Origin of the sequence: Paenibacillus barcinonensis, from assembly GCF_003217495.1 — a bacterium.
GTDB classification, from domain to species: domain Bacteria; phylum Bacillota; class Bacilli; order Paenibacillales; family Paenibacillaceae; genus Paenibacillus; species Paenibacillus barcinonensis.
On record NZ_QJSW01000005.1, the window covers coordinates 310976 to 322604 of the forward strand.

Here is an 11629-nt window from a genome sequence, read left to right on the forward strand (position 1 = left end):
AGGACGGGAGAAATGTGGGGGACATGACGGGAGCATCCTACCCTAATGAACTAAAATCCGATAAAAACAAAGCAAAAATAAAATAATAAATATATCATCCTCCCAATCTCCCACACTCTGTACAATGTTCAACCACCTTTTCTAGTGTTAGCATGTTTTTGTTTCTGTTGTGCATTTCTTTTGGGGGAATGGGAGGATGGATAAGCTGCGCCCCGTTTCTCACGAGCTTTAACAAATCTCCCCAATCCTCCCCCGCTTTTTGAGCCTCCCAATCTGGCCTTGTTCTTCGGGGGAGGGGATCTAAGAATATAGTGCGGACATGGTAGAAACAGATTGTTAAACATTAAAAGATAGTAGAACGACTACTGTGATCATTGGTGAGTTCTTGTAGCGAGTAGCGTATCATCAGCTTATGAAGCAAGGAAGGCTACTACCTTAGTAGTTGTAGTATTTGCTTAACCAGAATGAAATAAGGGCTCCTCCGCATCAAGCGAGAAGGAACCCTGTTGTTAAGCACATTGAATTTGTCGAGCTTGTTTTTGATGCACTAGTTGTTTTGATCAATAAGGTTTTGTGCATCTTCTAGATGTATGAAGGTACAATAAGGTTGGGTTTTTGTATTATCGGCATGAGTCAATGAGCATTTGTGGCTGTTAACTTTGGAAAGCCGTCCGCCGCCTTTATTACTTGTGGCTGTGCGGATAATGCCATACGTTGCCCAAGAAGAAATTACATTTTTAGATACGTAACCCCATGTAGTGAGAAGGTTATTTAATTCATTAGTTACAATCATAAGACAAGGGATTATCTTGTCGTTCAATTTGTATTCAGAAAATTTTCCATATTGAGAGTGGTTCGGGTTGCTTTCTGTAAAGTGCTTTTTTTGATTAGTAGTGGCGTAGGCCATAACATCCTCTAGAGCTTCGATATTCTTATTTCGCCCTGTACAAATTTCTTTCAAATAATCATTAGTATACTCACAAATTCGGTTAATTTCTTCGTGATTAAGGGAGGACAATTGATATTTCTCGGAAAGGCACTCCAGAACGACATGCATACTTGCTAGATACTTTGCATAGGAATTATATCTTTCATGGTCAAACATGATATGTTCGCTGTCAGCTCTGTATAATGCAATGTACTTCTCAAATCGCTTCTCAATAGCCGCTTTGTTTTCCAGTGTATAATCAACGAAAAGATCAAGTGTGAGTCCGTAAGTCGAATTAAGCAATTTTCCTAGTCGATCTTGCCATTCTTTTAGCTTCTCTGGTTGATCCACAAGTTTTTCCAGTACACGGTCAATGGATAGGGGGAGAACACGCCGAGTAAGCCCGTCCATATGAACCATTGATAAAATAGATGTTTCACCAGTGGATATAATGATGGAAGTTGTATTCTTATCTTCTCTTGAAGTTCCATCTTTATTGGCCTTTACCCCAAGCGAAGAGTTAAAAGCAGTATAGATAGCTTTCTGCAAAGTCTCTTTAGTCTGGATTTGAGAGTCATCGAAAAATACAGGATGACTACTATGGGGGCGGATGCTTGCCAAAATCCCCGCATCTGTGGCGCCAACCCATGTCTGCATCAAAAGAGATTTTTCCTCAGATTTCCCAATCGGATTCATCGCAGTATACTGTAAAAGGTTTTTCCCCTTGCCCTTAGCCCCATAAATATCAAGTATCAGATAGCTCGTAGAGGCGAGTCCTCCACTCATTAGTGCATTGATATACGAGCTAACGTAAACTGCAACGGACAGAGGGTGGTCTTTAAGTTGTTCTAGTATCTGTTCCAGATTCTGCTTAGCATCGTTTCCTTTGGTCACATATCCGTGTTTAATCATTGTTTGGGCTTTATCATCAGCAATACGAACATAACAATCCTTTCTACGTGGGCTAATGAACTGGGTCTTGTCTTCATTCCAGCCAATAAAACTATACTGATCATAGCTTGGAATGAGACGATGATTTAGCTCCTTATACGCAGAAATGTATTTCATAAGTTTTTCAAATTCACCTTTTTGGAAAGGGAGTCCGTTTGAAATACATGTTTCCTCAAACTCTTTGGTCACCCGATACAAATCTGTGTCGGCTACCTGCAGAAGGACCCATTTTTCAAGATTATCGTCATAATAACTGATAATAGTTTGTGGGGCGAGTTTGACATTGACAACTTCAAAGTGAGAGCCTGAATACGGAGTGCTCCCAAAGAAATTATGAATGTGTAAACCGATTTGTTTTGCTTTATTTAAACTGAATTCAGGAATGAGACATGCTTTGTTTCCTGGGAAGCTTCGATGATGAAAGTACATGAAATCATTAACTGCATCAGGACTAATTGATGGAGCGTGAATCAGATCGACAACGATTATTTCTTCTGTTTTGTCAGGAAACATTCCCATAATGGCCTCAATTATTGAACTACGTTCAGTCCGATGCGAAGGAATTCCTTCTGTTCTTTGATATTTTGCAGAATCGTTAAGAGAAATGATAGCTTCTAGAAGATGATCATTATAATTGGTGTTTCCTCGAACGTTATTGCTATACATTTGTAGATACTTCATTAATATACCTCCTGTAATTGGGAGGCGTCCATCTCTACACTCCAATAATTGACAGAAATCATATTGGCGTATTTTAATAAAAATATGAAATGGTTCGCCTATTTTGATGTGTGGTCTGGACATTGACGGAAATTGTCCAGACCATTTTGTGTGTTTTCATTGCTAACATCAAAAGAAGACAAAACACAAAAAACCATGTCGAATGTAGTAATCGCAAACAAACTTTCATTCATCAGTGAAAGTTTAAAAATAGCGATACTTCAACATTCTTCAACATGGTTTACATTAAAAAAGATAAATTACATTCTAAGTAGAAAATATACCTATACAGAGAAATTCTTATCTGCTCAAGCAGTATGACTGATGGCGTTAAAAAAGTCAAGAATTTTTACGAGAATTTCTTCTCATCCATTCCTTAACCTCTGTAAGGTCAAAGCGTGGGTGCCCTCCTGGTGATAAAAAGTATACGGGGAGCCCATATTTACGAAGCTTTTCAATATTTCTTCGACTGGTCTGCAAAACTTTACTGAGTTGACTGACTGTCAAAAGTTGACTGGTCTCGATTACAGTAACTGCTGGATCGTGTGTATACTGGTTCAAGATGTTTCCCCCTTTCTAAATCTATTTTATCATGTCAAAATATGTCGAAACAATTATTCTATTCGCATCTTTTCGTATGATGAACAGTTTAACTTTGCAGATCAAAAATTGCTGATTACGTTTATGGGAATGGTTTTCTGGAAAAGTTAAACAGTGTTTAACCGGGTTGAACACCGTTTAACGAAGCGGGTGAGACGAATGATGTAATCCTTCGCAAGATACAGGAAATTCCTTGCCGAGGATTTGTTCTCCATGTTTTACTTTTGGAGACAACTATGTAAGGAGGCATGATCATGCGAGGTTGTATCAGTAAAAGGAAAAATGGTACATATGCTTACACCATTGAGATGGGGAAGCACCCAGAAACCGGTAAACGTCGGCAAAAAATGAAAGCAGGATTTGCTACACGGAAAGAGGCAGAATCAGCATTGGCTCAGGCTTTGGCTGAAATAGGTAGAGGTAGCTATATTACTGAAACGAAGGAGACTGTGCAAGATTATTTTACCAAATATCTTGATCTGAAGCGGCCCCAGCTACGTCCGGGCACAGTTAAAACATACAAATGGCTGATTGGCTACCATATCATTCCGAAGCTTGGTCAGATTCCACTGGCCAAGCTTGTTCCGCATCATTTGGTAAGTATGTACGAGAAGCTACGGATTGAAGCTGGACTATCGCCCCAGTCGATTAATCATGTCCACAAGGTGCTACATGACGGTTTGGCTACAGCAGTCCGGCATGAAGTGCTAACACGGAATGTAGCTGCACTAGTAAAACCGCCTAAAATTCCGAAGTCCAAAACAACTGTCTGGTCAAGTGAACAGCTTACTCAATTCTTGCAATACACCGAGCCGTATCGATATCATATGATTATTTTGCTTGCTGCCACTTGCGGATTACGTCGTGGAGAAGCTATCGCACTGAGATGGGAGGATGTTGATTTGAAAGCTAGAACACTAACAGTAAAGCAATCCTACACCAGGGGAGAAAAGGGGCATATATTTCAGGAACCTAAGACTGCGGCCGGCATTCGAACCATGGCTATACCTGATGTAACTATGACCGCCTTGAAAAAGCAAAAAGTATTGCAGGCAGAGGACAAGCTGGCATCTGGTCCTAAATACAATGATCACGGGCTCATTTCTCAAACCAAACATGGTTTGCCAATCAGTCCTTATTATTTTGAAGCACGTTGGCTTGATTTGCTTAGGAGGTCAGGGCTTCCCAAAATCCGGTTCCACGATTTGCGTCACACCCATGCTTCATTGTTATTGAAGCAAAACGTACATCCGAAGATTGTATCCGAGAGAATGGGGCATTCATCGGTGGGAATTACTTTGGATCGTTACTCGCATACGTATGGTGTAGATTATGGAGCCGCCGAGCGCTTAGACGACTTATTAGCATATGAAAAGAAATCGTTGTGATGCGAAAGGCCTGTTCGAACGAATGTTTGTGATCAATCCTACACATTAGATGTTGTGCTGGTTACTGCTTGATGAGGAAATGTAACTCATAATGATCTATGTATAGACGATCAAACGGGGGTGAAGAGGTGAGTAAGCGAAATTATGGTGCTGGAAAACTCTTGTTGGCGTTGTTTACAGCGACTACACTATCGAGTGTATCCTATCCAGCAGTGCCTGTTGTGGCAAAAGTGGCCCAGGTAAGCACCAACTTTACGGATATCAAAGGCCATTGGGCTGAAACTTCTATTAAAAAAGCGGCTGAGCTTGGACTTGTTGAAGGATACACTGATGGCACATATAAGCCAAGTGCCAATGTTACACGGGCTGAATTTGCGGCAATGCTTAGCAGAGCTACAAAATACAAGCCGAACAAAGTGAGCCAAGCATTTAATGATGTACCGGCATCCAACTGGGCAGCAGAAGCAGTAAATAAAGTGACTGCGCTTGGATTTGTGAACCGTGTAGATTATCCAAACGGATTTGTAGGCAACAAAGCAATGACGCGGATTGAACTTGCTAAGTGGATGGCTAACGGACTGGCGGCGGCAGATTCTGAATACAACAAGGCTCAAGGAGATGCCAAGGGTGACAAAGCCTTGATCCCAGTTCAAGAATTTTTCAAAGGTACACTGAAAAAATCTGACTACCCATTCGTTACGATTGCAATGGGCACGGGGATTATGACGGGGGATGCGGCAGGAAAGTTCAACGTAGACGCTCCGACTACACGGGCTGAGGTAGCTACAATTTTGCTTCGTTACATGGAAGCAGAAGGTAAGAAAGCCACTGACTTTTATGGACTGAACGAACTGCGTGAAGTAGCTAAAACCGGCACTAACTTAAATACATTTGGAAAAATGAAAATGGCGGCTCCAGATGCGTCTCAATACAAGAACGTGAATGAAGCGTTTGGAAAGTCACTGAAATTGAGAAGTGATGTAGCTACAGTCACAATGTCGAAGATGATTTTTGTAGACCCTTACCCAGCAGATGGTAAAAAGAGCGTGTATGCTCCGATGTTCCATTCAGACGCTGATCCAATGGCAAAAAACATCTACCCAGACCGATATCGTGTATTTACAGAATACTCGTTCACATCAAAAGTAGATAACTTGGTGCGACTTGGTACATTGTCTGACCAAGGGCTGGCGATCCAAATTGGCAGACCAATCTTTGATACAAACATCGATAAATACGGGGCAAACTATTACAAACGAGATGGTACATCAGCTTCATCCTACAAAAAAGGTCAAGGCGAAAGAGACATGTGGGCAGAAGCGTACACAACAAAGAGCGCAGACAACGGCCTTGTACCAATGTACACAGAAGACGGTAAAATGATTAACATCAGAGTGAGCAAATAAAACAGAGGCCCCTACAGAAATGTGGGGGCCTCTTTAAGAATTCCAATTAGAACTAAACTCCTTGAATCTTTACGCACATATGATAGAGGTGAGTAAGTTTACCCGAACGATTGTGGGTCGTTGTCATAAATCTTATGTCAGAGTAACCGTAATCGTTATCAGCGCTCGTATCTGAGGAAATAAGCATTACTGGATATTCATGTCCTTTAACATGGGCACAATACCTATCCCAAAAAGAACCAAAATCTTTAACTTTGACATATGACAAGCATATATTAAATGCATTTCCTGTTGTGTCATAAGAATATATTTTGTTTAGATGAGTATTAAGGTAATTGGTGTTTAAACTGTCTAAGTTAAGAGCTTCTATAATAGTGAATGGCATACCATTTTTATTAATAAAAATATCAACTTCTCCAGACGATTTGCCTGCAGCGGAACTTCCTCGTCGAGTTTGATCTTTTAAATGGTATCCGTTTGTTTCTAGCAAATCTGTAATAAAATCATTACGTTCATCTTCTGTAGCATCAACATAAAGCTTTCGGGATTGAAGCTTAATGCAAGCCAAATAGAGATCGCGGATAAACAGTTCGGGTTGGGATTGCAAAAGATGAGCAGGTTTGAAGAAAACAGAGATTGGAACTTTTTTAACCTTAATGGCAAAAATATTATTGCCTTCAATAGTTACGCGCTCAAAGTCTATTAACGGTTGCTCAGATAATAAGTCGAGTGCTCTGTTTATAGATTCACTTATCTTAAATTCAGGACTGATTCCATGTATGCAGTATTTATCTGTTTCCTTCTTTACTCCAATTAAAATGTAACCATACTCTTCTGGCAAGTTTGATAGGGCGGCGATGAACATGGCCAAATTTCGTGGCCTGAACTCTAGTTTCCTACAAATAAGATTTTTTGAATCTGGTGACTGTAACAATTGTAATATTTCATTAGTATCAACCACTTTCTTTTATGCTCCTTAATGGAATTTTGTTAACACCAGTCAACTTTAACATTTTCCCAAATGTAATTTTTTGTGGACCGTTTGCTTTATCTTCAACCCACAATTCGCAATCCTTTTCATAATCAAGAACATCCAACTCAGAACTATAATATAAAATTACTTGACCGTAGTCCGAGGGGCGTGTAATAAGATAAATTTCAGAGTCGTGTTTTTTTATTATAAATATGGTATTAGTTATCGGTATCGGATTTGAAACATCATATTCAGGTTTCTTATTTAAAAAATCTATAATCTTATTCTTAGAGCGTTCGATGATGGTTTGGACATAATTAAACATTTCTAAGCTGCTTTCTGAATCATGCAAAAAGTCTGCATTTAATAAATTATTTGCTAGAGCGCGATTTAAATCATCTTCATTAGAAATCCCCCATTGTGCAAGGAGCTCTTGTGATATTTTCGCTATTTCAGTTGATTTACTTTCAGTACTTGATTGAGATAATATAGTCTCTAATTCTTGAACTCCAGTAACCCCATATCTATTTAATAAGTCATTATATTCTTCTACTTTGGACATATTTTCTGCAATGTCATTATCATTATAAAACCAATGCAAATTTAAAAATAAATCTTTAAAACAATTTTTAACTGTTTCATTAGATGAATTTTCTCTCAGCCAAAAATAAGTTTTATTAAATATTTCTTTCTCAACAGCATTCTGTTGGCCAAGGTTATTTTTATTCTCTTTCACATACTTTGTGATTTTTCCAGAAATGTCCTCAAGGTAAATAGTTCTGCTTTTAGGTAGATCTAAATGAATTTCTTCTGATAATAGTGTTGCACGTACATCGTAACCCGCATAAATACATGCCTCTTTAAGAACTGCATCAATCTGACCGGAATCTAGTGACAACTCTGCACTCTTTTTAAAAGTTCCATACTGATTAGGTAATATCTTGAAAGTGTCTAATAAAGTGTCTTGTTCATATTTCACTAATACATCCACATAGTTAGATAGCCAAATAATTGCCGTGTGTTCGTTTGCAAAATTAAATTGAGAGGTGAAGGTTAGAGTATTCTCGCAGATATTTATTTCTTTACTTATTTTTTCTCTCCAAAATTTTAATGCAGTTTTTAGAATTTCATTTGAATTTCTTGAAACTGCATTCTTTCTCCAGGCATCTTCACCATACAAAGTAATGACAAGATTTATAAAGTCATTTTGTTCTTCGTTCTGCTTACCTTGTAAGCAGATAATTTCTTTGAGGAATTCATCTTGTTTTGGATGGGGTTTGTGCAATCTTTTTGCGAACTCTGCAAAAACTTCCTCTAAGGTAAAACTACCTAAATCTGAAAAAAAACAAGAATTAATTCTTCTGTCTAATAATCTGTTTTTTAAATCAAAGTCTAAAATAATAGCAATGTTCTTATAGGCTTCATCAATACCACTATCAAGTAAAGTTGTATCTGTTGTACAAAATATACCGTGCTGGTTTGGCAAAATATATGGGGTTCTACCGTAGTTGTTTACGAAAGACTCTTCTTTGGAATAGAATAATCCCAATAATTCATTCAACCAGTCATATACATCGCCATTAATATTTTTTGATAACTCATCAATAGTTTCAAACTTTTCTACTTTTTCTATCAAATCAAATATGCCAAAGTTATGGCATTCATCCCACAAAGAGTCGTACCAAAACTCTAATTCATCGTATTTTGTAATCATATTAGGGAATAAGTTGCTTGAAAGATTCCACACTTTTTTACGAACAACTTCATCTTGATCTTTTGGAATCAATACGCAAGTATTGCCGCTCTCATCAAAAAGAGACTTTTTCACTGCACTGTGTGTGTAAATGAGTGGAAGTGTCTTGATATAAGACTTTAGTACGTTAATTATATTTTGTTCAAACCATTCTTGGGACAGCCAATCTTTTTCCGGTGTTTTAGGTATTTTGACAATATTATAAATTCCTTCGTAATTTTCTTCTGAGAGATAATTCAGCATTTCAATATAAATTCTGTAAGATTCTTTTAAAATCTTTTTGTTTTGTGTTATTTGTTCATGTTCTTTATTCGTTAAATGAATCCCATTACGTGGTTCCGTTGGATTAAAAAGCGGGCTATTTATAATTACAGGAAATGGAAAATCGCTAGTTCCTAGGAGAGGGAAGTCACAAAAAATACGCGGCAATTCTTTGTTGTATTGCATAATAATATTAACATTTTCTTTTTTTTGTATTTCAAATGCAAGAGATAAATCTTTTGTGCCATTAACATAAACATACTTATTTTCATTAGTTGCTATTCCATTTCTTTTTGTTTCAACAACAACTTCTATTTCATGTGCATTTTCAAGATTACTGTTATTCGCTGAGCCGCGGCTTATTTTCTGAATGAATTGACCGCTTGTTACTGTGATAGAATTTATTTCTGAAACAAAAGCAAACACATAAGGCGCAGAAACGAGTAAGTTTTTTAGACCTTTTTTAGCAATATCTACTCCGGATTCATCTAATGCATAGATGAACCTAGTGTTAAATTCTTCTTCATTTATTGCTGTACTATTAACCACGGTTGTGTTCTCATCTAACTGAGAACAACTTTGTTGTATCGCTTTTATTATTGACTGTTTTTCCTTACCAGATCTATCTAAAACGACGCTGAAAGAACAGGGGGAATCCTCTTCGTCCTTTAAATATCCAGACACCGTCACTTTTTTTGAAAGTAGATGGGTTGTAAGGAATCCTGTTCCGAACTTTCCTGTGGTTCTTGTTGTTTCATCAGTAATTGTACGATCTTTTGTGGAAACTTGTTCTATAAGAAAAACGATATTCTCTGTTGAGAACAATTTCCCGTTATGTTTAAATTCAACGGTTTTTCTAGTGGAATCGAAATTAATTACAATATCAACCATGCCGCTAGAATTAACAACATCTTTTGCATTTTGAATAAGTTCCCATACCCACCTGTAAGAAGTTGATGTATCATTTGTTAATTCTAATTGAGTCAACATATCAATAATTTTATTTGCAGCTTGAGTTTCTTGTGCCTTACTTCGTAGTTGTTGTATTTTTTCTGAAAATACCATATGTATCCTCCTTGAGTTTTCTTGATAATATGTAAAATTTTATAAAGGATTTGTTTATAACAATTTGAAGACAAAAGCTGCTTAATCCATACCTAAAGTAACTAATCGGTATGATTTAAGCAGCATTTTTAATCGTCATTTAAATTGGGACTCTTTTTTTCACGTATTTCGGAATAACGGTTGAAATGTTCAGTGCGAGTTATGATTATATTATCCGCACCTTCAAGAACACTTTTAGTTTTAATAACGGGAGGTTTTTCACCTTTATCCTGCTTGCCATTTCCAATACTGAGCAAATAATCATCAATTGATTTTTGAGACATATACTTCACCTCCTTTAAAGAAACTGAGAAAATATAATCATTACTAAAGCTGGTAATACTGCTCCAACTGTGCAATAGCAACCTTTTTGATATTGAATTGCTTTAGTTTCATTCAAAGGACTATTTCCTTTAAGCACATCTTTGTATTTTAAGGCATATGCTAAAGTCAATATGTCTTTTTCTACCCTAGCATGAGATTCTTCTATATCATCAACACTTAGTCTTTCATATTTATTAACAGAGAGTACTTTGATAAAATAATACAAGCTAATAAGTAACAAGGAGACTGAAATGATCAACAATAAAATATAAGCATTGTAAATAAAACTTTCGAAAGCATAGTTGATTTTAGCTTTTGTAAGACTTTCAAATTTAAAAAAAGAGATAAGAAAAGTCAGAAGAGTTACAATGATGGGAATTAAAATACCGGCTCTTGTCTCTAACGTAGCTTTTCTATTATTTTCTATATCGTATTCTCTTTGCACAATGGACAGCAACAGGTCAGCTGAAGGATATTCGGATGGGCTACCATGCTGCCCAGAAGGACTACCCGATGACGGATCAGACATATCTTCTCTCCTAGTTCTTATGAATGTGTACCCATATTTTATATTACTTTAGACTCATAATCAATGGTGTACCTCTTGTTGATCTGTTTTTACTTTGATTACTAGCCACTCCGTATAGATATTTTAATTTTTCAGAAGTGCTTTTAGGAGCGGAGACAATACTTAAGATAAAATAGCCTTTGTAAGGATGCGATTTGTAACGCTTTCAAAAATTCAAATATACAATGCTAGGTGTCTTAATTGCAAACTATAACGATTTGTTGGATACATGTTGATTTTAAAACCAGTTATTCTGCACGGTTGACTCTAAATGTTGAGTCGTTCTCTTAGAGTTCAATGGCTTTTTTAATCCTTGAATTAGCATTTAAACTCTAAACGCCGTGCATCTGTTCCTAGAAAACATTTACTCCAGCCATATGTTGATCCGCTGTTGACTTTGAATCAAGGAAAACACCGCCCCAGGCATCGGCCTGCAAGGCGGTGTATTTGTCTTTGAGATACTGTAGACTTGTCCTCCGATCTTACTCTTCCCCAGTCGCCACCGGGTTCTCCTCATAACTAACCCAGTCGCTCCAGCTCCCGGAATACAGCCTCACATTCGAGAATCCCGCTTCCTCCAGCGCAATCACGTTCGGGCAGGCAGAGACACCTGAGCCGCAGTAGACGATGATGGCATCATCTTTCCCCAGCTT

8 protein-coding genes are annotated in these 11629 nt (G+C 37.5%); 2 read left to right on the forward strand and 6 right to left on the reverse strand.

Translation table 11 applies throughout. The features are described from left to right. Positions 1 to 547: 547 nt before the first annotated feature. Entirely contained in the window at positions 548 to 2560 is a 2013-nt protein-coding gene (locus DFQ00_RS10680) for a DUF927 domain-containing protein (protein ID WP_167433664.1), read from the reverse strand. Positions 2561 to 3453: 893 nt separating this feature from the next. On the opposite strand from DFQ00_RS10680, the gene DFQ00_RS10685 reads away from it, so the two are divergent. Together DFQ00_RS10685 and DFQ00_RS10690 are read left to right on the forward strand one after the other, a co-directional pair. Beyond that, complete coding sequence (locus tag DFQ00_RS10685; RefSeq protein WP_110896460.1) at positions 3454 to 4587, forward strand: tyrosine-type recombinase/integrase; 1134 nt, start codon at positions 3454 to 3456, stop codon at positions 4585 to 4587. 128 nt (positions 4588 to 4715) lie between these two features. Further along, a complete protein-coding gene (locus tag DFQ00_RS10690; RefSeq protein ID WP_167433665.1) occupies positions 4716 to 5993 on the forward strand; it encodes an S-layer homology domain-containing protein in 1278 nt (425 codons plus the stop codon). A 52-nt stretch (positions 5994 to 6045) separates the two neighbouring features. Here DFQ00_RS10690 and DFQ00_RS10695 read toward each other — a convergent pair whose 3' ends face one another. From DFQ00_RS10695 to DFQ00_RS10715, 5 genes are all read right to left on the reverse strand, one after another. Beyond that, complete coding sequence (locus DFQ00_RS10695) at positions 6046 to 6954, reverse strand: AlbA family DNA-binding domain-containing protein (RefSeq protein ID WP_110896462.1); 909 nt, start codon at positions 6952 to 6954, stop codon at positions 6046 to 6048. Continuing rightward, positions 6947 to 10045, reverse strand: coding sequence for a sacsin N-terminal ATP-binding-like domain-containing protein (locus tag DFQ00_RS10700; RefSeq protein ID WP_110896463.1), 3099 nt, complete (start codon positions 10043 to 10045; stop codon positions 6947 to 6949). Before DFQ00_RS10700 ends, DFQ00_RS10695 begins: the two co-directional genes overlap by 8 nt. Before the next feature lie 128 nt (positions 10046 to 10173). Then, on the reverse strand, positions 10174 to 10368 hold the full coding sequence (locus DFQ00_RS10705; protein WP_110896464.1) for a hypothetical protein: 195 nt from the start codon (positions 10366 to 10368) through the stop codon (positions 10174 to 10176). A 14-nt stretch (positions 10369 to 10382) separates the two neighbouring features. After that, on the reverse strand, positions 10383 to 10937 hold the full coding sequence (locus tag DFQ00_RS10710; protein WP_110896465.1) for a hypothetical protein: 555 nt from the start codon (positions 10935 to 10937) through the stop codon (positions 10383 to 10385). A gap of 521 nt (positions 10938 to 11458) precedes the next feature. Beyond that, a partial coding sequence (locus DFQ00_RS10715; protein ID WP_279630402.1) for a sulfurtransferase occupies positions 11459 to 11629 on the reverse strand: 171 nt, incomplete at its 5' end.

What these genes read in the sequence shown, in the direction of transcription:
- DFQ00_RS10680 (WP_167433664.1), bottom strand. Translation starts at nt 2,560, where the DNA reads ATGAAGTATCTACAAATGTATAGCAATAACGTTCGAGGAAACACCAAT.
- DFQ00_RS10685 (WP_110896460.1), top strand. Translation starts at nt 3,454, where the DNA reads ATGCGAGGTTGTATCAGTAAAAGGAAAAATGGTACATATGCTTACACC.
- DFQ00_RS10700 (WP_110896463.1), bottom strand. Translation starts at nt 10,045, where the DNA reads ATGGTATTTTCAGAAAAAATACAACAACTACGAAGTAAGGCACAAGAA.
- DFQ00_RS10705 (WP_110896464.1), bottom strand. Translation starts at nt 10,368, where the DNA reads ATGTCTCAAAAATCAATTGATGATTATTTGCTCAGTATTGGAAATGGC.
- DFQ00_RS10710 (WP_110896465.1), bottom strand. Translation starts at nt 10,937, where the DNA reads ATGTCTGATCCGTCATCGGGTAGTCCTTCTGGGCAGCATGGTAGCCCA.